20 protein-coding genes are annotated in these 22,154 nt (G+C 62.4%); 17 read left to right on the forward strand and 3 right to left on the reverse strand.

Annotated elements, in window-relative coordinates; genetic code table 11:
* The first annotated feature begins 1 nt into the window (after position 1).
* From M0808_RS08335 to M0808_RS08350, 4 genes are read left to right on the forward strand one after another with little or no spacing between them, the layout of a single operon-like run.
* Entirely contained in the window at positions 2-1,519 is a 1,518-nt protein-coding gene (locus M0808_RS08335; protein WP_135294701.1) for a TolC family protein, read from the forward strand.
* The gene (cysC, locus tag M0808_RS08340; RefSeq protein ID WP_247840681.1) at positions 1,503-2,108 is read left to right on the forward strand and encodes an adenylyl-sulfate kinase; all 606 of its coding nucleotides are present in this window, start codon (positions 1,503-1,505) and stop codon (positions 2,106-2,108) included. Before M0808_RS08335 ends, cysC begins: the two co-directional genes overlap by 17 nt.
* Positions 2,105-2,890, forward strand: a complete 786-nt coding sequence (locus M0808_RS08345; RefSeq protein WP_247840939.1) for an aspartyl/asparaginyl beta-hydroxylase domain-containing protein — start codon at positions 2,105-2,107, stop codon at positions 2,888-2,890. Before cysC ends, M0808_RS08345 begins: the two co-directional genes overlap by 4 nt.
* On the forward strand, positions 2,878-3,858 hold the full coding sequence (locus tag M0808_RS08350; protein WP_247840683.1) for a sulfotransferase family protein: 981 nt from the start codon (positions 2,878-2,880) through the stop codon (positions 3,856-3,858). Before M0808_RS08345 ends, M0808_RS08350 begins: the two co-directional genes overlap by 13 nt.
* Here M0808_RS08350 and M0808_RS08355 read toward each other — a convergent pair.
* Both M0808_RS08355 and M0808_RS08360 read right to left on the reverse strand, forming a co-directional pair.
* On the reverse strand, positions 3,824-4,582 hold the full coding sequence (locus M0808_RS08355; protein WP_041070974.1) for a slipin family protein: 759 nt from the start codon (positions 4,580-4,582) through the stop codon (positions 3,824-3,826). The genes M0808_RS08350 and M0808_RS08355 overlap by 35 nt on opposite strands.
* 2 nt (positions 4,583-4,584) lie before the next feature.
* Entirely contained in the window at positions 4,585-5,136 is a 552-nt protein-coding gene (locus M0808_RS08360) for an NfeD family protein (RefSeq protein WP_247840685.1), read from the reverse strand.
* 153 nt (positions 5,137-5,289) lie between these two features.
* On the opposite strand from M0808_RS08360, the gene M0808_RS08365 reads away from it, so the two are divergent.
* The 13 genes from M0808_RS08365 to pgaD all read left to right on the forward strand — a co-directional run bounded on the left by M0808_RS08365 (position 5,290) and on the right by pgaD (position 20,478).
* The gene (locus M0808_RS08365) at positions 5,290-5,751 is read left to right on the forward strand and encodes a YbaK/EbsC family protein (protein ID WP_247840687.1); all 462 of its coding nucleotides are present in this window, start codon (positions 5,290-5,292) and stop codon (positions 5,749-5,751) included.
* Positions 5,752-5,878: 127 nt separating this feature from the next.
* The gene (locus M0808_RS08370; protein ID WP_135294704.1) at positions 5,879-6,124 is read left to right on the forward strand and encodes a DUF2789 domain-containing protein; all 246 of its coding nucleotides are present in this window, start codon (positions 5,879-5,881) and stop codon (positions 6,122-6,124) included.
* 158 nt (positions 6,125-6,282) lie between these two features.
* Positions 6,283-6,711, forward strand: a complete 429-nt coding sequence (locus M0808_RS08375; RefSeq protein WP_007961473.1) for a MarR family transcriptional regulator — start codon at positions 6,283-6,285, stop codon at positions 6,709-6,711.
* Positions 6,708-8,771 (forward strand): FUSC family protein, encoded by a 2,064-nt coding sequence (locus tag M0808_RS08380; protein WP_096796923.1) that lies wholly within the window; start codon positions 6,708-6,710, stop codon positions 8,769-8,771. The genes M0808_RS08375 and M0808_RS08380 overlap by 4 nt, the downstream gene beginning before the upstream one ends.
* On the forward strand, positions 8,768-8,977 hold the full coding sequence (locus M0808_RS08385) for a DUF1656 domain-containing protein (protein ID WP_139053649.1): 210 nt from the start codon (positions 8,768-8,770) through the stop codon (positions 8,975-8,977). Before M0808_RS08380 ends, M0808_RS08385 begins: the two co-directional genes overlap by 4 nt.
* Positions 8,974-9,861, forward strand: a complete 888-nt coding sequence (locus M0808_RS08390) for an HlyD family secretion protein (protein WP_247840689.1) — start codon at positions 8,974-8,976, stop codon at positions 9,859-9,861. The genes M0808_RS08385 and M0808_RS08390 overlap by 4 nt, the downstream gene beginning before the upstream one ends.
* A complete protein-coding gene (locus M0808_RS08395) occupies positions 9,858-11,300 on the forward strand; it encodes a TolC family protein (protein ID WP_247840690.1) in 1,443 nt (480 codons plus the stop codon). The genes M0808_RS08390 and M0808_RS08395 overlap by 4 nt, the downstream gene beginning before the upstream one ends.
* Before the next feature lie 93 nt (positions 11,301-11,393).
* Positions 11,394-12,029, forward strand: a complete 636-nt coding sequence (locus M0808_RS08400) for an NADH:ubiquinone oxidoreductase subunit N (protein ID WP_103367788.1) — start codon at positions 11,394-11,396, stop codon at positions 12,027-12,029.
* Positions 12,030-12,344: 315 nt separating this feature from the next.
* A complete protein-coding gene (locus M0808_RS08405) occupies positions 12,345-13,850 on the forward strand; it encodes a YdgA family protein (RefSeq protein ID WP_202370910.1) in 1,506 nt (501 codons plus the stop codon).
* A 247-nt stretch (positions 13,851-14,097) separates the two neighbouring features.
* Entirely contained in the window at positions 14,098-16,581 is a 2,484-nt protein-coding gene (gene pgaA, locus M0808_RS08410; protein ID WP_247840692.1) for a poly-beta-1,6 N-acetyl-D-glucosamine export porin PgaA, read from the forward strand.
* Positions 16,582-16,593: 12 nt separating this feature from the next.
* Positions 16,594-18,591, forward strand: a complete 1,998-nt coding sequence (gene pgaB / locus M0808_RS08415; protein WP_247840694.1) for a poly-beta-1,6-N-acetyl-D-glucosamine N-deacetylase PgaB — start codon at positions 16,594-16,596, stop codon at positions 18,589-18,591.
* A gap of 1 nt (position 18,592) precedes the next feature.
* Complete coding sequence (pgaC, locus tag M0808_RS08420; RefSeq protein ID WP_007961454.1) at positions 18,593-19,948, forward strand: poly-beta-1,6-N-acetyl-D-glucosamine synthase; 1,356 nt, start codon at positions 18,593-18,595, stop codon at positions 19,946-19,948.
* Positions 19,945-20,478, forward strand: a complete 534-nt coding sequence (gene pgaD, locus M0808_RS08425; protein WP_097086804.1) for a poly-beta-1,6-N-acetyl-D-glucosamine biosynthesis protein PgaD — start codon at positions 19,945-19,947, stop codon at positions 20,476-20,478. Before pgaC ends, pgaD begins: the two co-directional genes overlap by 4 nt.
* 103 nt (positions 20,479-20,581) lie before the next feature.
* On the opposite strand, the gene M0808_RS08430 is transcribed toward pgaD, so the two are convergent.
* Positions 20,582-22,105, reverse strand: coding sequence for an FAD-dependent oxidoreductase (locus M0808_RS08430; protein WP_247840696.1), 1,524 nt, complete (start codon positions 22,103-22,105; stop codon positions 20,582-20,584).
* Positions 22,106-22,154 lie beyond the last annotated feature (49 nt).

Here is a 22,154-nt window from a genome sequence, read left to right on the forward strand (position 1 = left end):
GATGAAGAAAAGTCAGAAGTTGTTCGGCGCCAGCCTGCTGGCGCTGGCGATCAGCGGATGTGCAGTGACCAGTGAGCCGATCGAACGCAGCGTCAGTGAGCAGCGGGCCAGAACCGACCTGCAGAGCATGTACAAGGATCAGGAGCCGCTGCGTGGCCCGCTGACCCTGCATCAGGCCATGGCCCGCGCGGTGAAATACAACCTCGAAGGCCGTTTGAAGATCATGGAGGAAGCGCTGGCCAAGCGGCAGCTCGACCTCGCCAGTTTCGACATGCTGCCGCGCATGGCGCTGGACGCCGGTTACGTCGGGCGCAACAACGTCAACGCCTCCAGCAGCCAGAGCGTGCGCACCGGCACTCAGTCTCTGGAACCCTCGACCTCGCAGGACCGCGACCGCGATGTCGCCGACCTGACCATGGTCTGGAACGTCCTCGACTTCGGCGTCAGCTACATCAGCGCCAAGCAGCAGGGCGACCAGCGCCTGATCGTGCAGGAACGCCGGCGCAAGGTGATCAACACCATCGTTCAGGACGTGCGCTCAGCCTATTGGCGCGCGATGGCTGCCGAACGGTTGCTCAAGCAGATCGACAGCCTGATGGCCCGCGTCGACACCGCCCGGCGTGACAGCCAGAGCCTGAGCGATCAGCGCATCGGCGACCCGGTGCAGGCACTCGGTTACCAGCGCTCGCTGATCGAAGCCACGCGGCAACTGGAAGAACAGCGCCGCGCCCTGTCGCTGGCGAAAACCGAATTGGCAACGCTGATCAACCTGCCGCTGGGCACCAACCTGACGCTGGCGACCGATGACGGTTATCAGATTCCCGAACTCAAGGTCGCCATGGCCAAACTCGAGCAGGAAGCCCTGACCAGCCGTCCGGAACTGCGCGAGCAGGATTATCAGAGCCGCATCAGCGCCGCCGAAACCCGCAAGGCGATGTTGCGCCTGCTGCCGGGTCTGGAGTTTTCCGCCGGCGGGCATTACGACAGCAACTCGTTCCTCGTCGAACAGGGTTGGGCCGACTACGGCGTGAAAGTCACCTGGAACCTGTTCAACGTGATTTCCGCTCCGGCGGCCATCGACGTCGCCAAGGCGGGTGAGGAAGTCGCCACCGCCCGGCGTCAGGCGATGTCGATCGCGGTGCTGGCGCAGCTGTATGTGGCGAACGCCAACTATCAGGAGGCGCTGCGGCAGTTCAAGACCAATCAGCAACTGTCGGACATCGACGGGCAGATCGTTGGCCAATTGCGCAATCGGCATCAGGCCGCCGGTATCGGTGAACTTGAACTGATTCAGGGCGAGCTGAACAACCTGCAAGCCGACCTGCGCCGTGACTTGTCGTATGCCGATCTGCGCAACGCCTATGGACAGATCTTCGCCAGCGCTGGTCTCGACCCGCTGCCGGATCAGGTGCAGTCCACCGAAGTGCAGTCGATCGCCACGGCGTTGGCCAACCGCGAGTCCGCGTGGGCGTCGGGGGATATCTCGGTGCCTGTGGTGGCGCATGCCGCTGCCCGATAATCTGCTGGCGCCCGTCGCCAGAATCAGTCGCTCGCAAAGCGAGGCCCGCAACGGCCATCGCGGTGCGGCGATTTTGCTCACCGGTCTGCCGGCGGCGGGCAAATCGACGCTGGCCCAGGCGCTGCACGCCGAGTTGTTTGCCCGTGGCGTGCAGAGCGTGGTGCTCGATGGCGACGGCTTGCGGGTCGGGCTCAACCGCGATCTGGGGTTTGGCGATGCCGATCGCCTGGAGAACATCCGCCGTGCCAGCGAGCTGGCAGCGCTGCTGGTGGAGAACGGGCAGATCGTGATTCTGGCGATGATCGCGCCGTTGCTGGAGCTGCGCGAGGTGTTCGCCCAGCGTTTGGCTGCGGACTATCGCGAGGTCTGGTGCAGCGCGTCGTTGGCGGTGTGCGAGCAGCGTGATCCGAAGGGGCATTACGCCCGCGCACGGCGTGGCGAAATGGCCGGTTTCACCGGGGTTTCGGCACCGTACGAGCCGCCCGCGCAGCCCTCGCTGGTGCTCGACACCGGCGTGCAGACTGTGGAGGCCTGTCTGGATCGGCTGCTGACCTGGCTTGGCGAATGCGCGGTGTTGCCCAAGGCATGAGCCGCCCGGCCTGTTCACGTCTGCCGGTGGCGGTGGACTTGCCGCTGCTGTTGCAGGCGCTGCAGGCGATTGCCGAAGATGCATGGCACGGCCACTTCAACACGGATTACTTCACGGGCGACTGGAGCGGTGTGGCACTGATTTCGGCCGCCGATGCGCTGACCGAGTTATCGCCCGGGCGCGGCGAAACGCTGCAGCGCACGCCTTGGCTGTGCGATGAACGCTGGCGGTTGGGGCTGCGCGATCTGACGCTGGATATCGTCTGTGCGCGCTTGTTGCGACTGGGGCCGGGCGGGCGAATTCACGAGCATCGTGATTACGACCTGGAAGGGCCGGATACCGATCTGCGCCTGCATATTCCGTTGCTCAGCCCACCTGCAGTGGATTTCTGGCTCGATGGTCAACGGGTGCCGATGGCGGCGGGGGAGTGCTGGTTTCTCGATCTTGCTCGTGCGCATCGGGTGGATAATTTCGATACCTGCGCGCGGATTCATCTGGTGCTCGACTGCCGGCCCGGGGCCTGGCTCACGCAGAAGATCGCCGAAGGTTTGCGCGACACTCCTGCAACGCAACCGGCCGATTCGGCGTTACAGCAATTCCAGCGACTGGTTGCAGGTGACGCAGCGTTGGCGGCGACTCTGCAGCACATGGCGGAGCCTGAGTCGTTCATCGAGCGCACTCTGGAGCTGGCCGCCAAACACGGCTTGCCATTCTCCCGCGAAGAACTGCGCGCCGCGATGCGCAGCGGTCGTCGGCAATGGAACGAACAATGGAGCGGCTGAATCTGCACGGTTGGTTGCCGATCCGGATCTGGCCGCTGGCGGGGCAGTGGCAAGTCGACTGGTGCTGGTTTGCTGACACGCCACTGCATCAGCCTTTTTTTCGTGACGCCGTCGAAGAGGCGCTGCGGTTGCCGTTCAATCAGGCTTTTCGCCGGCAGACATCGCTGTCGGTGCTGACCGAGTGGCAAGCGCAAAGCCCGGGGTTGGCGCCGAGTGCCTTTATCCTGCACGCCTCGCGTTGCGGTTCGACGTTGATCAGCCAGATGCTCGCGCGGCTCGATGACCATATTGTGGTCTCGGAGCCACCGCCGCTTGATGCGCTTTTGCGAGGTGAGCTGCCCGAAGTCGAGCGGCGTGCAGCGATCCGTGGATTGCTCTCGGCCTACGGTCAACGTCGACGCGGTGTCGAGCAGCGACTGGTGATCAAGCTCGACGCCTGGAACATCGGCGAGTGGCCGCTGTTGCAGGCATGCTTTCCCGATACGCCATGGTTGTTCGTGTACCGCGATCCGCTGGAAATCGCCGTGTCGCACGTGCGCCGTCCGGGGATGCACATGGTGCCGGGGATGCTTGGGAACTGTGTGCTCGACGATGGTTTGCCGTTTACCGGCAGTGAAGACTTCATCGTACGACGGCTTGGTCGCTTGCTGGCGTCGGCTTATCTGCACTGCCGTGAGGGTGATGGACTGCTGGTGAACTACAGCGAATTGCCCGAGGCCATGGCCGGCCGATTGGCGAATTTTTTCCGCTTGAATGCCGAGCAGCGGCAGCAGGTGTTGGCGGCGACGGTGCAGCACGCCAAGCAGCCGTCCCAGCGTTTTGTCGCTGATGGCGAAGACAAGCGCCGCGAGGCTTCGCCGTGGTTGCGCGAACGGGTTCGGCAATGTGCCCAGGATGCCTTTGTGAATCTTGAGTTGCTGCGATCTTTTGCTGTCAGGTTTTTCCCGACAGATCCGCCATCCCCTTGAGCAACTCGATCGGCAACGGAAAGACAATCGTCGAGCTCTTGTCACCGGCAATCGAACTCAGCGTCTGCATGTAACGCAACTGCATGGCGCCGGGCTGGCGGCCGAGCATTTCGGCGGCTTGCATGAGTTTTTCCGAGGCCTGCAGTTCGCCTTCGGCGTGGATCACCTTGGCCCGGCGTTCGCGTTCGGCTTCGGCCTGTTTGGCAATCGCACGCACCATCGATTCATTGAGATCAACGTGCTTGATCTCGACGTTGGCGACCTTGATGCCCCAGGCATCGGTCTGGGCGTCGAGCACCTGCTGGATGTCGATGTTCAATTGCTCGCGTTCGGCCAGCAGTTCATCCAGCTCATGTTTGCCGAGCACCGCGCGCAGGGTGGTCTGCGCCAGTTGGCTGGTGGCCGAGAGAAAGTCTTCGACCTGAATGATCGCCTTCTGCGGGTCGAGCACGCGGAAGTACAGCACCGCGTTGACCTTCACCGAGACGTTGTCGCGGGTGATCACATCCTGTGGCGGCACGTCGAGGACCACGGTGCGCAGGTCGACCCGGACCATTTGCTGCACCACCGGAATCAGCAGGATCAGCCCTGGGCCCTTGACCTGCCAGAAGCGCCCGAGCTGGAACACCACGCCGCGCTCGTACTCACGCAGGATTCGGAAGGTTGACCCGGCGAGGGCGATCACCAACAGCAGCAGTGCAACGAAACCGATTTGCAGACCCATGATCACTCTCCGTGTCGCACCGCGTCAGTCGCGGCGACTTTCAGCAGTAAGCCTTTACGCCCGACCACGCGCACCGATTGCCCGGCGTGCAGCGGTGTCGTGCTGTGCACTTGCCAGTGTTCACCCTGCAATTGCACCCAGCCGTTATAGGCGTTTTCCGCTTGCACGGTGGTCACCGCCGTCACGCTGCCGACCAGCCCGGCATCGCCGCTGACGGCGTGGCGCGGGCGGGTTTTCAAGGCGCGGACGATCAACGCGATCAGCAGCAGGGCGCTGAGCAGGCCGAGGCCGATGATCATCGGCACTGGCAACTCGGCGTTGCCCAGAATCAGCGCGCCGATGACGAACATGATGATCCCGCCGAGGCCGATCACCCCGTAGTTGGGCAGCGCTGCTTCGGCGATCAGAAAGGCAATGCCAAGGGTGATCAGCCACAGGCCGAGCGGATTGACCGCCGTCGGCAGGACATCAGCCGCGAGGGCCGAGCCGCTGGCCAGCAGTATCAGGAAAAACGTACAACATCGACTGGTCACGTGACCCTCCGGGAGAGTCATGGGTTGGTTCCTTGAGTCTAGTTGAGCCTGGCGCTGGATGAATTCTGATCAATGAACAGATGTGTCCAGTGAGCGGATTTCCCTTCGCCAGTGGCTTGCCGAACTAGACTCAGCAGAACAGGTACAACGTTCAGCGTGACACCGAGGTGCATCATGCGTATGGCAAAAAAAGTGCAGAGCAGCCTGAATCGGGCGCATTGCGAATATGACGTCGTGGCCCACCGACACTCGGCCAGCAGCCTGGAAACCGCACGGGTTTCCGGGGTGCCCGCCGAACGCGTGGCCAAGTCGGTCATTCTCGACGACCATCACGGGCATTACCTGATGGCCGTGCTGCCGGCCAGCCGGCATCTGGACTTGAGTAAAGTGCGCATTCGCGGCGAATGGCAGATCACCCGGGAGAGCAACCTGGCGCATATCTTCGATGACTGCGAACGCGGTGCGGTGCCGCCGCTCGGTGATTCCTACGGCCTGGACATGGTCATCGACCCGCTGCTGACCCGGCAGAAAGACATTTACCTGGAAGCCGGCAACCACAACTACCTGCTGCACATGAGCATGCCCGAGTTTCTGAAAATGGTGCCGCATGCGCAGGTGCAGGAGTTGAGTCATTAGGTTTTGTGGTGTGGCCACTGACACCTTCGCGAGCAAGCCCGCTCCCACAGGTTGACCGCAATCCCCTGTGGGAGCGGGCTTGCTCGCGAATAATCGCCCATCCACCGCATTCCTTAAGGAGTCCTCCATGGAGCAGCCCACCCACAGCCTCCCATCCCTGTTCAAGCAACTGGGACTGGACAGCGACCCGACCGGCATCGAGCAATTCATCGCCACCCATTCACCACTCAAACCCGAGTTGCACCTCGCAGACGCGTTTTTCTGGAGCAAGAGCCAGGCGGATTTTTTGCGCGGCGAGATTCTTGATGATGCGGATTGGGCGGAGGTGGTGGATCAGTTGAATGTGTTGTTGCGCAAGGGGCGGGAGGGATAACCATTATTTTGCGAACGGCCACATCTGTTTACGGTGCGCACGACCAGCGGGCAGATTTGTTTCAAAACTTGACTGAAATTCCCCGCCAATGCGATATTGATAGTTAGCAAACTAACAGTGTGCATTTTCCCGTGCCGAATTCCCTCGACGCTCTCCAGATGAACATCAGCAGTGCCATGGTGGTGGCCGCCAGGCATTGGCGGAAGATCTGCCAGACCACGCTGGTCAACTATGGAATCTCCGAAGCCTGCGCCGTGCCGTTGTTGATGATCGGACGGTTGGGCGAGGGCGTGCGTCAGGTGCAGGTGGCGCAGGCAGCCGGGATGGAGAGTCCGTCGCTGGTGCGCCTGCTCGATCAGTTGTGCCACGCCGGCTACGTCTGCCGCACCGAAGATGCGCAGGATCGTCGGGCCAAGTGCCTGAGCCTGACCGACACCGGCCGTGAACTGGTGCAAGCGGTGGAGATCGAACTGGTGCGTCTGCGTCATGAAGTGCTCGAAGGCATCGACCAGAGTGATCTGGAGGCTACGCTTCGGGTACTGCGAGCCTTTGAGGCGGCCAATCCGCCTGTGGTGATCAATTCTTGAACGGTTTTTTCTCTGGCATCCCGCCTGCCCGTGACTGGTTCTACGGGGTCCGTACCTTTGCAGCGTCGATGATTGCGCTGTACATCGCCTTGCTCATGCAAATGCCGCGTCCGTATTGGGCGATGGCCACGGTGTACATCGTTTCCAGCCCGTTTCTCGGCCCGACCAGTTCCAAGGCGCTGTACCGCGCCATCGGCACTTTTCTCGGAGCGGCGGCGGCAGTGCTGTTCGTGCCGATGTTCGTGCAGAGTCCGTACGTGTTGGTGGTGGTGATTGCCTTGTGGACGGGGATTTTGCTGTTCCTGTCGCTGCACCTGCGTACCGCCAATAACTACGCGCTGATGCTGGCCGGCTACACCCTGCCGCTGATCGCCTTGCCGACCGTGGATAACCCGCTGGCGGTGTGGGACGTGGCGGAAGCGCGCACCGAAGAGATTTTTCTCGGCATCGCTGTGGCGGCGGTGGTCGGCGCGATGTTCTGGCCGCGTCGCTTAGCGCCGGTGTTCAACGACGCGGTGGGCAAGTGGTTCGCCGACGCCACCACCTACAGCCTGAAGTTTCTCAGCCGCGACGTGCAGCCTGAGCAGATCGCCGCGCTGCGCATGGCCATGGTCGCCAATTTCAACAGTCTCGAATTGATGATCGGCCAGTTGCCCCACGAAGGCGCTCGACCGCAAACCGTGCGCAACACCAAGGAACTGCGCGGGCGGATGATCCACCTGCTGCCGGTGATCGACGCTCTGGAAGATTCGCTCTACGCGCTTGAACGGCGCACACCGGAACTGGTGGAAAAGTTTGCCCCGCTGTTGACCGCGACCCAGCAATGGCTCGGCCATAACGACGCCGATCTCGAACGGTGGCAGGCGCTCAAGGATCAACTTCAGGCCTTGCAGCCAAGCTGCGAGGCGCTGGAAGATCGCAAGCAATTGCTGTTCTCCAACGCGATTTATCGCCTCGGCGAATTCATCGATCTGTGGCAGGACTGCCGCAGTTTGCAGGACGCGATTCTCTGCGAGCGCCAGGACAGCTGGCGTGCGGTGTACCGGCACTGGCGCCTCGGGCGGCTGACGCCGTTTCTCGACCGCGGGATGATGCTGTATTCGGTGGCCTCGACCGTTCTGGCGATCATCGTCGCTTCGGTGCTGTGGATTCTGCTCGGCTGGCCGGACGGTGGCAGCGCGGTGATTCTGGCGGCGGTAGCGTGCAGTTTCTTCGCCTCGATGGACGACCCGGCACCGCAGATCTACCGGTTCTTTTTCTGGACCGGGATGTCGGTGCTGTTCGCCAGCCTTTACCTGTTTCTGATTCTGCCGAACCTGCACGATTTCCCGATGCTGGTACTGGCGTTTGCGGTTCCGTTCATCTGTGTCGGCACCCTGACGGTGCAGCCGCGCTTCTTCCTCGGCATGCTCCTGACGCTGGTCAACACCTCGTCGTTCATCAGCATTCAGGGCGCGTACGACGCGGACTTCTTCGCCTTTGTGAACTCCAACCTGGCCGGCCCTCTGGGCCTGTTGTTCGCGTTTATCTGGACCCTGATCGCCCGCCCGTTCGGCGTCGAGCTGGCCGCCAAACGTCTGACCCGCTTCAGCTGGAAAGACATCGTGCGCATGACCGAACCGGCCAATCTGGCCGAGCATCGGCATCTGGGCGTGCAGTTGCTCGATCGTCTGATGCAGCACTTGCCGCGTCTGGCCATGACCGGCCAAGACACCGGGATTGCCATGCGTGAAGTGCGCGTCGGCCTGAACCTGCTCGATCTGCTGGCTTACACGCCACGGGTCAGCGGCGCGCCGAAGGCCCTGCTGCAGCAAGTGGTGGCTGAGGTCGGCGAGTATTTCCGCGCGTGTCTGAAGGCCGGCGAACGCTTGCCGGCGCCGAGTCCGTTGCTGATGACGATGGACCGCGCGCGCCGCGCGCTCAAAGGCCACGGCGACGAAGAAACCCGGCTAAACCTGTTGCATGCCTTGAGCGGTTTGCGCCTGGCGCTGCTGCCCGGCGTGGAATTCGTCAGCACCAGCGATGCCGAAGAACCGCTGCCCGATGGAGCGCCCCTATGATCGGTGATCTGGATATCAGCGGGATTTTCCTGCCGACCCTGTTGGTGCTGATGGGCATCACCTATGTGTTGTTTCTGCTGGTGCACGGCGTGCTCACGCGTGTGCACTTTTACCGTCTGGTCTGGCACCGGGCATTGTTCAACGTGGCCCTCTACGCCGTGATGCTGTACGGCGTGGACTCACTCAGTCGATACCTGATGACATGAAAAAACCGTTTCTGACCATCGGTCGCGTGGTCCTGACCCTGCTGATCGTGACTTTTGCCGTCGTCCTCGTCTGGCGCATGGTGATGTATTACATGTTTGCGCCGTGGACCCGCGACGGCCACATCCGCGCCGACATCATCCAGATCGCTCCGGACGTGTCCGGGCTGATCCAGCAGGTCGAGGTCAAGGACAACCAGTTGATCAAACGCGGTCAGGTGTTGTTCAGCATCGATCAGGACCGCTTCAAACTGGCCCTGCGTCAGGCTAAAGCGGCGGTTGCCGATCGTGAGGAAACCCTGGCTCAAGCCCAGCGCGAAGCCAAGCGTAACCGTGGCCTGGGCAATCTGGTGCCGGCCGAACAACTGGAAGAAAGCCAGTCGAAAGTCGCCCGGGCGCAATCGGCGCTGGCCGAAGCGCTGGTGACGGTGGACAGCGCGCAGCTCAACCTCGACCGTTCGGTGATCCGCAGCCCGGTGGACGGCTACGTCAACGACCGCGCGCCGCGTGTGCAGGAATTCGTCAACGCCGGACGTCCGGTGTTGTCGGTGGTCGACAGCAACTCGTTCCACATCGACGGTTATTTCGAAGAAACCAAACTCGACGGCATTCATGTCGGCCAGTCGGTGGACATCCGCGTGATCGGCGACAAGGCCAAGCTGCGCGGGCATGTCGAAAGCATCGTCGCCGGTATCGAAGACCGCGACCGCACCAGCGGCAACAACCTGCTGCCGAACGTCAACCCGGCGTTCAGCTGGGTGCGGCTTGCGCAGCGGATTCCGGTGCGCATCGCCTTTGACGAGGTGCCGGAAGATTTCCGCATGATCGCCGGGCGGACCGCCACCGTGTCGATCATCGACGATAAAACGCAGGAGCCCGCGCAATGAACAGGGCCCTGATGATCGCCGGGTTGGGCGTGATGCTCTCGGCCTGTCAGATGGTCGGGCCGGACTATCAGCTGCCCGCTGACGCAGCGGTGCAGCGCAAGGACTTTCAGGGCGAACTGGCGGTGGAAGGCAAACCGGTGGTGTCAGCGCCGGTACCGGCTGACTGGTGGCGGCTGTATCAAGACCCGCGTCTGGACCAACTGGTGCAGCAGGCCATGGCTTCCAATACGGATTTGCGCGTGGCGGCGGCGAACCTGTCGCGGGCCCGTGCGCAGGTTGATGAAGCCGAAGCGGCCGGTGGCTGGAGCGGCGGCGTGAAGATGGGCGCCCAGCGTTTGCAGGAGTCCGGTCAGGCGTTTTTGCTGCCGGAAAAAGTCCCGGTGTCCAACGTCGCCGACATCGGTATCAGTGCCTCTTACCAGTTCGACCTGTGGGGCACGCTGCAACGCGGCATCGAAGCGGCAAAAGCCAACGCCGATGCAACGCAAGCGGCCGCCGACACCGCGCGCATCACCCTGGTGGCGGACGTGGTGCGCGCCTACACCCAGGTGTGTGCGGCGAACGAAGAACGGGAAATCGCCCAGCACTCCCTTGACCTGCAATCGCAGAGCACCACGCTGATCCAGCGCCTGCGCGATGCCGGGCGTGGCGATGAAACCCAGGTCACCCGTTCGCAAACCCAATTCAAGTCGTTGCGCGCCGACATGCCGCGCTATGAAGCGGCGCGTCAGGCCGGGCTGTTCCGCCTGTCGATGTTGCTGGCGAAACCGGTCGATCAGTTGCCGGCCGGCACCGCCACCTGCGCCGAACTGCCGAAAATCGCCCAACTGGTGCCGGTCGGCGACGGTGCGGCGCTGCTCAAGCGTCGGCCTGATGTGCGTCAGGCCGAACGTCGCCTAGCCGCCGCGACCGCCGGGATCGGCATCGCCACTGGCGAGCTGTACCCGGACATCAGCATCGGCGCGACCATCGGCACTGTCGGTATTATTTCCGACCTTGGCGATCCGTCGACCAACCGCTGGGGCTTCGGCCCGTCGTTGAGCTGGAAGGTCCCGACCAACGGCGCCCGCGCCCGTATTCGCGAGGCGGAAGCCAATACCCAGGGTGCGCTGGCGCACTTCGATGGCGTGGTGCTCAACGCCATCCGCGAAACCCAGACTGGCCTGGCCCAGTACACCGCGCTGCTGCAACGCCGCGACGCACTGGCCGACGCCGAGCAGTCGGCGAAACTCGCCGCCGACCAGACGCACCGCTTCTTCCAGGCCGGGCGCGAGTCGTTCCTCGCCGACCTGCAGGCGACCCGCACCTACACCGACGTCACTGCGCAACTGGCCGCCGCCAACACCCAGGTTGCCATGAGCCAGATCGATTTGTTCCTCGCGCTGGGTGGCGGTTGGGAAAGCGGACGAACGCAAGCCTCAAGCGCCAGCAAACCCTGAAGCCGTTGCTATGCTTTGAAGTGTTGAAGGGGTGCCACGTGCAACGCACCCTTTCAGCGCACATTGCTAGCGCTGGTCTAGGGGAAACCAATAATGAAAAACCCTTACGCTCTCGGCTTCTGGTGCTCCTTGGTAGCGCTGGTGCTGCTATCGGCCACCTATTTCTACGGCATCATGCTGGCCCATCAGATCGACAAGGCCATGGTCTTCCTCGACAGCGCCACGGCGTTGATCGCGGTGATGGCAATTGTCGTGGTGGCCTGGGCGTCGATCCAGGTGCAGCGAGTCAAGAAAAGACAACTTGAACAAGGCAAGACCCTGGTGCTGATCTGGGACACCAAAGTCGCCCTGCGCCGGGTCGAAACCGTGTTCGATCGCTACTTCTGGGGCAGTTACTGGCAACCGGGACGCACCTTCGCCGAAGTCATGGGCGAACTCACCGGTACGCCGCTGGAAAAAAGCCTCGAAGCCTTGAAAAAACAGTGCCTGGAACTCGACAAGCAGATTGCCGACGAAGGCTGGCACTGGCTCAACAATGCCCGCGAACTGTCGGATGTCGCCACAGCCATGGCCCGTGAGCGTTATCAACTGGATTTCTGCGACCCCCGGGCTGACGGGCCGGGCGGGGCGGTGATCGACCGCGACTTTGAAGTGCTGGTGTATACCTGGACGGCGCGGTTGAAGAGCTTCGATCATCAACTCGATGAGATCGAGGTTCAGTATTCCTGATCTTCTGGGAGTCCTCTGGCCCCATCGCTGGCAAGCCAGCTCCCACAGTTTTTGTGGTGTTCTCGGATTTGTGAACACAACCATTCCTGTGGGAGCTGGCTTGCCAGCGATAGCGTCCTCAAAAACACTGCAACTCTCCCCGCCTGTCAGCTGTCCACACTCCCCATAGACACTCTTTAACCTTTAAACATTGGGCCGCCTCGCGCTGCCAGTGCTAATCTCCACCGCTAATTTCAGCGGAGTCGAGCCGCGACCCGGTCACGGGTTCAGGGAAGACGACCACACTTACAGCCACGGACATTGATCAGGTCATTCATGAATAAATCAGCAGGCGTGCTTCTCGGGATTGTTGTTGCCATCGGTGCGATCAGCGCCGGCGGGGCCTGGTACACCGGGACCAAGATTGAAGGCGTGCTGAACAACGCCGTCAGCAACGCCAACAAAGAACTGCAGACCGCGATGGCCGGCTCCAATGGCACCGCGTCGCTGGAGCTGGTGTCTCTGGAGCGACACACTTTCACCAGCACCGCGCACTACCGTCTCAAGGGCGAAGGCGAGATGTTCGGCGACCAGCCGGTCGAGCTGCTGTTCGTCGACCACATCGAGCACGGCCCACTGCCGTTCTCGCGCCTGGTATCGCTGAAGTGGCTGCCGGTCATGGCCACCAGCAATTACGAGCTGGAAAAGAGCCCGGCTACCGAAAAATGGTTTGCCGCCACCAAGGGCGCCGCGCCGCTTAAAGGTGTGACCAACATCGGCTACGACGAATCCACCACCAGCAGCCTCGAGTTGCTGCCGCTGGAAACCGCGCTGGACGAGCAGTCGAGCCTGAAATTCTCCGGCCTGACCATGAACATCTCCGCCAGTGCCCAGGCGCAGAAGGTCAAGGCTGACGGCTACATGGACAACCTGAAACTGGTCACCGTGTCGCAGGATCAAGCACCGGTGCAGGTCGAACTCAACGGTCTGACCCTGGCCAGCAACCTCACCAAGAGCAGCTACGGCTACTACACCGGGGAAAACACCCTGGAGCTGACCAACAGCAAAACCACCTTCGGTGCCAAGCAGTCGGTGCTCGGCGTGAAGAACTTCGAAATGAAGAACCTCACCGAAGAGAGCGGCAGCAATGCCTCGGGCCGCGCTGACTACAAGGTGGGTGAAGTCACCCTCAACGACAAGAAAATCGGTTCGGCCAACATGGCCATGAGCCTGAAGAACCTCGACATCCCGTCGACCATGTCGCTGATGCAGATCTACCAGACCAAATTGCAGCCGTACGAGAAGGAAGCGGCGGCCGCTGCCGAAGCCGGCCTGCCGGCACCGGAACTGAACCTGACTGAGGCCGAGTCGGCACAGGTCAAGGCTGACCTGCAGAAACTGCTGGCCGCCAGTCCACAGATCGCGCTGGAAAACCTGTCGCTGAAAACCGCCAACGGTGAAAGCCGCGCCAGCCTGGTGATTGATCTGACCAAGCCACAGTCGATGGATCTGCCGCCGGATCAACTGGGTAAACAGTTGGTCGCGCTGCTGGACCTGAACATTCAGGTGTCCAAGCCGATGCTGATCGATCTGCTTAGCGTGCAGGCGCAGCTCGACGGCCAGACCGACGCCAAAGCCATCGTCGACCAGGCCAGCGCCGGTGCCGACATGTTCTCCGGCATGGCCGTCGGTTCGCAGTTGGCGACCGTCGATGGCACCAATGTCGTGACCAAGCTGCATTACGCTGCCAATCAGGTGGAGTTCAACGGCCAGAAGATGACCGTTGAGCAGTTCGTCGGCTTCCTGATGAGCAAGTTCGCTGGCGTCACGCAAGTGCAGTAATCCTGCGTTCTAAATAACAACGCCCGGCCTCTGATCCACAGACGCCGGGCGTTTTGCTGTCTGGTGTGCGGGTTTTCGTCTGAGCCGGCGCCACGATTCTGAACAATTATTGCGTTCTGGATATTCGACTACGCTTGCATGCAAGACTGCCTGACTAAGCTTGGCTGGGTCTCTTTTGACTCGGTCTCCGTTACGAATGGGCAAGGGGGGCATTGCGACCCGGCTGGCCATGTAAGGATGCTGACGAATGCCGCGTATAGATGTTCCTGTTTTACATCGTGGTTTACGCCCGTTGTTTCGCGTTGCGCTGTGCAGCCAGTTGCTCTGGCCGGCACTGGCGTTTGCCGATACGCCCTATGATCAGATGGTGCGCGATGCCCGTGCCGGGCAGACCACACCGGCGCTGAACGTGCTGCGCCAGGTGCCACCGGGGCAATCGACCACCGGCCAGATCAGCGATCACTTGCAGATCGCCAGTTGGGCCGGCCTCGATGCCGAGGTGGTGCAGGTCTATGAAACTCAGGGCCGTGACCGGGTGCTGCCGGTGCAGGCACTGACCGCCACCGCGCGCGCCTATCGCAACCTCAAGCGTTGGGAGCAGGCGACCCAGGTCTATAACAAGGCCCTGGCGCTGGAGCCGGACAACGCTGACCTGCAACTGGGGCTGGCGCTGACTCAGGCTGACGCGGGCAAACCCGACGAAGCCGTGACCCGCGCCAAGGCTCTGGTTGCCGCCAAACCCGACGATCCCTCGCGCCGCCTCGCACTGGGCTATGCCCTGACCCGCGCCGGCAAGCAATACGACGCACTGTTTGAATACGATCAGGCGTTCATGCGTGCCGGCAGCAAGCCGGAAGTCGCCCGTGAATACGTGGTCGCCCTGCAAAAGGCGCGGCTGCCGGAACCGGCACTGCGCCTGGCCAATCAACGTCCGGGGTTGATTGACCCGGTCACCCTGCGCCGCCTCGAAGGTGATCTGGCTGCCGAACGCGTGCGTCTGGCCGAACTCGCCACCCGCAGCGAAAAAGAACGCTATGTGATCGCCGACCGCGCGCTGGCCGATTACGACAAGCTGCTCGCCACCTGGACTCCGGACGCCAGCGCCCACGATGACGTAATTCGCTGGCGCATCGACCGCATGGGCGCACTCAAGGCCCGGGCGCGCACCGCCGACGTGATCAACGAATATCAGAAGCTGCAAAGCGAAGGCGTGAAGATTCCGACCTACGCCTTGCGCTGGGTAGCGGCGTCGTATCTGGATCAGCGCCAGCCGGAAGTCTCCACTGACCTGTATCGTCAGGTGCTGTCGGCCCCCGACGCTGATGTCGGTGATCGTCTCGAAGACACCACCGCGTTGTACTACTCGCTGCTGGAAAGTGACCGCGCCGATGAAGCGCGCAAAGTCGCCGAGGATCTGGCCAAGACCCAGAAGCCGCGCGTCGAACTCAAGGGCTTGCCGATCGGCAACCCCAACGACGAATGGATGGACGCCCAGCAGCTCGCGGCGCAGGCCGGTACCTACGGCTCTGACCTGCCGCACGGCGAGGAGCGCCTGCAGACATTGGTCGATCAGGCCCCGGGCAACCTCGGTTTGCGTCTGGCCCAGGCCGATCTGTACCTGGCCCGACAGTGGCCACGCCGCGCTGAAAACCAGCTCAAGGAAACCGAAAGCATGGCCCCGCGCGACATGGGCCTGGAACTGGCTCAGGCGCGCACCGCGATGACCCTGCAGGAATGGCGGCAAATGGATGCGCTGACCGATGACGTGGTCGCGCGTTTTCCCGACAACCGTCAGGTGCAGCGCGCGGCCCGTGAGCGTGAAGTGCACGACATGTCCGAACTGCGTGTCGAAGCCTACGGCGGCAAAGCCAATGGGGGCGGCGGCAGCGGTGGTGCGGGCGCGGTCAGTGGCAGCCGCGATTTCGGCATCCAGAGCACCCTGTACAGCCCGCCGATCGATGAAGACTGGCGGGTGTTCGTCGGCGCCGGTTATGCCACCGGCGATTTCGCCGAAGGCACCGGTACCGACCGCTTCCAGCGCGTTGGCCTGGAACGGCGCACCCGTGACATGAGCCTGGAAGCCGAAGTTTCCAATCACGATTACGGTTACGGCGCCAAACAGGGCGCACGCATCGCGATTGCCCGCGACATCAACGACCACTGGCAGTACGGCGGCAGCTTCGCCTACTTGTCGGCCGAGACGCCGTTGCGTGCGCTCAACAGCGACATCAAGGCCAACGGCGGCAACGCGTTCATCCGCTGGCGCGCCAACGAGAGCCGCGAGTGGCGGCTGTCGGTCAGCCCGTCGCACTTCAGTGATGGCAACAACCGCGTCGAGGCCTTGCTCACCGGGCGCGAGGGCGTTTACAGCGCGCCGAACGTACAGGTCGATGCCGGTCTGGAGGTCGGCACCAGCCACAACTCCAACTCCGAGGATGTGCCGTACTTCAACCCGAAGTCGGACTTCAGCGTGATGCCGACGGTCAACGTCAACCATGTGCTTTACCACCGCTACGAAACCTCCTGGAGCCAGCAATTCCAGGCGGGTGCGGGCACCTACAGCCAGCGTGACCACGGCACCGGCGGCATGGCGATGCTCGGTTATGGCCAGCGTTATGCCTGGAACGACGTGTTCGAGGTGGGCGGTTTGTTCAGTGTGATCAACCGGCCCTACGACGGTGATCGGGAGACCGATCTGCGTCTGCTTGTCGACCTCACTTTCCGCTTCTAGAAGAGTTTGAAGATGCCTTTGATGACGCGTTTCATCCTTCTGCTGGGAGTGCTGCTGATCAGCGCCTGCGCCCAGCAAGCCCCGGCCTTCGCGCCGCCGTCGCAACGTCCGCTGGCGGCCAGTGAAAAACCGTGGCCGAAAAACCACGTGCTGGGCATCGCCTATCACGACGTCGAAGATCGCGACCCCGATCAGGCCGTGGTGGCCGTGCGCACCGAGCGCATGATCGAACAGTTGGCCTGGCTGCGCGAGAACGGCTACCAGCCGGTCACCGTCGATCAGATCATGGCCGCGCGCAAGGGCGGCCCGGAATTGCCGGCAAAGGCGATCCTGCTCAGCTTCGACGACGGTTATTCGAGCTTCTATACCCGCGTGCTGCCAGTGCTGCGCGCCTACAACTGGCACGCCTTGCTGGCGCCGGTCGGCGTGTGGATCGACACGCCGCTCAATCAACCGGTGGATTTTGCCGGCGCACCCCGCGCACGCTCCGACTTTCTGACCTGGGATCAGGTGCGGGAAATCTCGCAGTCGGGTCTGGTGGAAATCGCCGCGCACACCGACGCCAGCCACAAAGGCATCCTCGCCAACCCGCAAGGCAACATGCAGCCGGCGGCGGCAACCCGCCGTTACGATCCAGTCACCAAACGCTATGAGTCCGAAGAGGATTTCCGCGCCCGAATCCGCAATGACGTCGCGACCATTTCGGAAAAGATCCGCAAGGTCACCGGCAAGAAACCGCGCATCTGGGTCTGGCCCTACGGCACGGCGGACGGCACTTCGCTGACCGTGGTCGGCGAGCAGGGCTACGAAATGGCCCTGACCCTGGACGACGGTCTCGACGCTCTTGACAACCTGATGAGCAGTCCGCGCTTCCTGGTGGCCTCGGATCCTGACGGCGAGCATTTCGCCAACAGCATCGTCGGCGTGCAGTCGGACTTCGCCATGCGCGTGGTGCATGTCGATCTGGATAACGTTTACGACCCGGATCCGGCGCAACAGGAAATCAACCTCGGCAAGCTGATCCAGCGCATGGCCGACATGGGCGCTAACACCGTGTTCCTGCAGGCCTTCGCCGATCCGAAGGGCGACGGACTGGTGCACTCGCTGTACTTCCCCAACCGTCACCTGCCGGTGCGCGCCGACATCTTCGATCGCGTTGCCTGGCAACTGCGGACTCGGGCGCACGTGAAAGTGTTCGCGTGGATGCCGGTGCTGAGTTTCGGCCTCGATGCGAAGCTGCCGCGTGTCACGCGCTGGGATCCGAAGACCGGCACCACTTCGGTCGATCCGGGCCAGTATCAGCGCCTGTCTCCGTTCGATCCGCAAGTACGGCAGATCATCGGTGAAATCTACGAAGACGTGGCGCGTCTGACCTCGGTCGACGGCATTCTCTATCACGACGACGCGGTGCTCTCGGACTTCGAAGACGCCAGCCCCGAGGCCCTGAAGGCTTATGCCGCGCATGGCTTGCCGGGGTCCATTGCGGCGCTTCGGGATGATCCGGCTGCGATGCAGCGCTGGACGCGGTTCAAGAGCCAATACCTGATCGACTTCACCAATGAGCTGACCGCCAAGGTGCGTGCGATCCGTGGCCCGCAAGTGCTGACCGCACGCAACATCTTCGCCGAGCCGGTGCTCAATCCTGAGAGCGAAGCCTGGTTTGCGCAGAACCTCGACGACTTCCTCGTGACCTACGACTGGACGGCGCCGATGGCCATGCCGTTGATGGAAAAACAGACCCAGGCGCAATCCGGCCCGTGGCTCGAAGAACTGGTGGCGAAGATCAAGCAGCGCCCCGGTGCACTGGATCGCACGGTGTTCGAACTGCAGGCCCGCGACTGGACGAAAAAGGATCAGGCCGACATCGACGGCGCCCAACTGGCCGACTGGATGGGCCGGCTCAAGCGTCAGGGTGCGACCAGTTTCGGTTACTACCCGGACAACTTCCTCGACAACCTGCCGGACCTGAAAACCGTAAGGCCTGCGCTCTCCAACAAATGGAACCCATGACATGCTGGATAGACTGTTAGCCCTGCTTGTTCTGGCGCTCGTCCTCGGCGTGCCGCTGGGGTTGATCTTCCTGGTCACCGGGCAGTTCCTGATGGACTTCGTGTTCTTCTACCCGTTGTTCATGTCCGGGCTGTGGATTGCCGGCGGCCTGTATTTCTGGCTGCACTGGGAACGCCACTGGCCATGGAAGGACGACACCCTGCCGCCGCCACTGGAAGGCGAGCCGCTGATCTCGATCCTGATCCCTTGCTACAACGAAGGCGAAAACGCTGCCGACACCATTCACGCGGCGCTGGCCCAGCACTACCCGAACATCGAAGTCATCGCGATCAACGACGGCTCCAAGGACAACACCGCCGAAGTGCTCGACCGGCTCGCCCAGGAAGACCCACGCCTGCGCGTGCTGCATCTGGCGGAAAACCAGGGCAAGGCCGTGGCCCTGCGCATGGGTGCGATTGCTGCGCGCAGCGAATATCTGGTGTGCATCGACGGCGACGCACTGCTGGCGCCTAACACGGCGGCCTATCTGGTGGCGCCGATGCTCGACAACGCGCGGCTGGGCGCGGTGACCGGCAACCCACGGATTCGCACACGTTCGACCCTGGTCGGGCGGGTACAGGTCGGCGAGTTCTCGTCGATCATCGGCCTGATCAAGCGCACGCAACGGGTGTTCGGACGGATCTTTACCGTGTCCGGCGTGATCGTCGCGTTTCGTCGTACCGCGTTGAACCGGGTCGGCTACTGGAGCCCGGACATGATCACCGAAGACATCGACATCAGCTGGAAGCTGCAACTCGATCACTGGAGCATCTTCTACGAGCCGCGCGCGCTGTGCTGGATCCTCATGCCGGAAACCCTGCGCGGTCTGTGGAAGCAGCGCCTGCGCTGGGCCCAGGGCGGTGCCGAGGTGCTGTTCAAGAACATTCGCGGGATCTGGCAGTACCGTCATCGTTACTTGTGGCCACTGCTGTTCGAGTACTGCCTGTCGACCGGGTGGGCCTTCACCTTCCTGCTATCGGTGATCTTTTGGGGCGTGGGCAAGTTCGTGGTCATGCCGGAATCGATTGCCGTGCATCACCTGATGCCCCCGGCGTTCACCGGCCTGTTGCTGGCCTTCGTCTGCCTGGTGCAATTCGCGGTCAGCATCATCATCGACCGGCGCTATGAACCGGGTCTGGGCCGAACCATGTTCTGGGTGGTCTGGTATCCGATCGCGTTCTGGCTGGTCAGCCTGCTCACCACCTTGGTCAGTTTCCCCAAAGTGCTGTTTGGTCAGCATCAGAAGCGTGCACGCTGGGTCAGCCCTGACCGGGGTATCAAACCGGTCGGCGACGACGAAGAGGAGGTCATCAAATGAAAATCATCCGGACCCGGCAGCGGCCCTTCCTGGTGGTGGTCGATGTGGTCCTCACCGTGCTGGCCTGGGTCGGCCTGCTGTTTCTGCTGATTCGCGGACTGTGGCCGTTGATCGAGACCCACGCCGGTGGGCCACGCATCGACAACTCGGCGTTCGAGGCGCTGGGTACGTTGCAGATCTACCTGTGGGTGGCGCTGGTCAACGCAGTGATCCTGATTGGTTGGGCGCGTTATCAGCAGCGCAAAAGCAGAAGCTTCGCCCAGCGTCGCTTGCCGGCACCGGTGGTCGATGATGAAGGGCTGAGCAAGAGCTTCCGCCTGTGCGATGACCGCCTGGAGAAGCTGCGCACACCCGGGGTGATGACCATCCACAACGATCAGGAAGGTGATATCAGCCACGTGGTGCTGAACTTTCGTCCACTGGCACCGACGGAATTGCCGCCACCGCTGGCGCCGCTGGAACATCCCCGGGTGATCTTCCTGCACGCCGAGGATGATGACAATCGCGACCCGGTGAATCGCCCCACCTGAACGACGACTCCCCTGTAGGAGCTGCCGAAGGCTGCGATCTTTTGATCTTGATTTTAAAGATCAAAAGATCGCAGCCTTCGGCAGCTCCTACATTGTTCAGCATTCAGCAGCGAATCATCTCCCACGCGTCTTCCATCGTCAGCGGCTGTTTCATCCGCTCGGCCAGCATCGCCATGGCTCGCTCTTCCTCGCAAGCCACGGCGGCAACCACCACGCCGTTGTGGCCGAACAGGCCAATAAAGGGCGGATGCTCGGGCTCGCCTTTGAACTCGATTTCATCCCACTGGCTGGCGTGGCCCAGGTAGTCGTAGTTCCTGCCGAAGTGCCAGGTCCAGAAAAACGGCACATCCAGATAATGCTCATCGGCGCCCAACATGTTGGCGGCAGCGATGCGTGCGTGCTGCTGGGCCAGGCGCCAATGCTCAATGCGTTGCGGCTGGCCGCTCAGGGTGAACGTGGCGATATCGCCAATCGCCCATAGACCTTCGCAAACCCGCAGACCGGCATCGACGCGCAGTGACTGGTCTTTCTCCCTTGGCAGCGAAGCGAACGCTTCTGTGGCCGGATGCACACCAACCCCCGCCAGCACCAGATCCGCCGAAACGCGCAAACCGTTGTCCAGCAGCACCGCCTCGACTTTGCCATCACCGGTGATTTCCCGGGCTTCGTGATCGGTGATGAATTTCACCCCGTGTTGTTCGTGGAGCGCGCGGATCGCCCTGCCCACTGCTTCGCCAAATTGCGCGGCAAACGGAATGGCGTGGCGGGCGATGACCGTGACGTCGAGGCCGAACTGACGCAGGGCCGAGGCGCATTCGAGGGCGATAAAGCTGTCGCCGATGATCAGCGCCCGCTGTTCGGGGTTGGCGGTGCGCATGATCTGTTCGGCCTGGGCTTTCGAGCGCAGGACGAACACCTGCGGCAGGTCGGCGCCGGGTAGTTGCAGCGGATTCGGCTCGGCGCCGGTGGCGAGCACTGCGGCGTCGTAGCGCAGGGATTGGCCGTCGTGCAAATGCAGGGTTTTCGCTGAGGCGTCGATGGCAGTGATTGCGCCTTGCTGGCGTTCGATGCGCTGCTCTTGATAAAAATCTTCATCGCGCAGCGGCGGGGTTTCCTGCGCCGACATCTCGCCGGCGAGGACAAATTTGCTCAGCACCGTGCGGTCGTAACCGGCCTCCGCTTCGCGGTCGAGCATGATGATCCGGCCACCGAACCCTTTTTCCCGCAATGCGGCCGCGCACGCCGTCCCGGCTGCACCTGCGCCGACAATCACGAATGTACGCGGGTCATCTTCTGGCGGTGTGTGCGCATCGTTTAACGGCTGGTCATCGACCCAGACTTCCTCGCCGCGTAGTTCCAGCGGATAACGCTTGAGGCTGTCGAGGGCCGGTGGCTCGCACAACGCGCCGTCTTCGACGCGAAACGCGGCTTTATGCCAAGGACAGATCAAGCGTCCGTTGCACAGCGCGCCGTCAGCCAGTGGCGCCCCGGCATGTGGGCATTCGCCTTGAAATGCGCGCAGTTGGCCATTGGCGTGGAGCAGGACAATCTTGCGCTCGCCGATTTCGACTTGCAGGCCACGGTCTTCGGGGACATCGGCGACACGGGCGACACGGTGCAGGCTCATGTTCGTGCTCCTGACAGGCATTTCTCTTACGAGTTTGCGCCGCCGTGCG

The sequence above is a fragment of the Pseudomonas sp. MWU12-3103b genome, from assembly GCF_023100615.1.
Classification (GTDB): domain Bacteria; phylum Pseudomonadota; class Gammaproteobacteria; order Pseudomonadales; family Pseudomonadaceae; genus Aquipseudomonas; species Aquipseudomonas putida_A.

Bases quoted from the DNA above. Each gene is read 5' to 3' on its own strand.
- M0808_RS08335 (WP_135294701.1), top strand. From the start codon at position 2: ATGAAGAAAAGTCAGAAGTTGTTCGGCGCCAGCCTGCTGGCGCTGGCG.
- cysC (WP_247840681.1), top strand. From the start codon at position 1,503: ATGCCGCTGCCCGATAATCTGCTGGCGCCCGTCGCCAGAATCAGTCGC.
- M0808_RS08345 (WP_247840939.1), top strand. From the start codon at position 2,105: ATGAGCCGCCCGGCCTGTTCACGTCTGCCGGTGGCGGTGGACTTGCCG.
- M0808_RS08350 (WP_247840683.1), top strand. From the start codon at position 2,878: ATGGAGCGGCTGAATCTGCACGGTTGGTTGCCGATCCGGATCTGGCCG.
- M0808_RS08355 (WP_041070974.1), bottom strand. From the start codon at position 4,582: ATGGGTCTGCAAATCGGTTTCGTTGCACTGCTGCTGTTGGTGATCGCC.
- M0808_RS08360 (WP_247840685.1), bottom strand. From the start codon at position 5,136: ATGACTCTCCCGGAGGGTCACGTGACCAGTCGATGTTGTACGTTTTTC.
- M0808_RS08365 (WP_247840687.1), top strand. From the start codon at position 5,290: ATGCGTATGGCAAAAAAAGTGCAGAGCAGCCTGAATCGGGCGCATTGC.
- M0808_RS08370 (WP_135294704.1), top strand. From the start codon at position 5,879: ATGGAGCAGCCCACCCACAGCCTCCCATCCCTGTTCAAGCAACTGGGA.
- M0808_RS08375 (WP_007961473.1), top strand. From the start codon at position 6,283: ATGAACATCAGCAGTGCCATGGTGGTGGCCGCCAGGCATTGGCGGAAG.
- M0808_RS08385 (WP_139053649.1), top strand. From the start codon at position 8,768: ATGATCGGTGATCTGGATATCAGCGGGATTTTCCTGCCGACCCTGTTG.
- M0808_RS08390 (WP_247840689.1), top strand. From the start codon at position 8,974: ATGAAAAAACCGTTTCTGACCATCGGTCGCGTGGTCCTGACCCTGCTG.
- M0808_RS08395 (WP_247840690.1), top strand. From the start codon at position 9,858: ATGAACAGGGCCCTGATGATCGCCGGGTTGGGCGTGATGCTCTCGGCC.
- M0808_RS08400 (WP_103367788.1), top strand. From the start codon at position 11,394: ATGAAAAACCCTTACGCTCTCGGCTTCTGGTGCTCCTTGGTAGCGCTG.
- M0808_RS08405 (WP_202370910.1), top strand. From the start codon at position 12,345: ATGAATAAATCAGCAGGCGTGCTTCTCGGGATTGTTGTTGCCATCGGT.
- pgaA (WP_247840692.1), top strand. From the start codon at position 14,098: ATGCCGCGTATAGATGTTCCTGTTTTACATCGTGGTTTACGCCCGTTG.
- pgaB (WP_247840694.1), top strand. From the start codon at position 16,594: ATGCCTTTGATGACGCGTTTCATCCTTCTGCTGGGAGTGCTGCTGATC.
- pgaC (WP_007961454.1), top strand. From the start codon at position 18,593: ATGCTGGATAGACTGTTAGCCCTGCTTGTTCTGGCGCTCGTCCTCGGC.
- pgaD (WP_097086804.1), top strand. From the start codon at position 19,945: ATGAAAATCATCCGGACCCGGCAGCGGCCCTTCCTGGTGGTGGTCGAT.
- M0808_RS08430 (WP_247840696.1), bottom strand. From the start codon at position 22,105: ATGAGCCTGCACCGTGTCGCCCGTGTCGCCGATGTCCCCGAAGACCGT.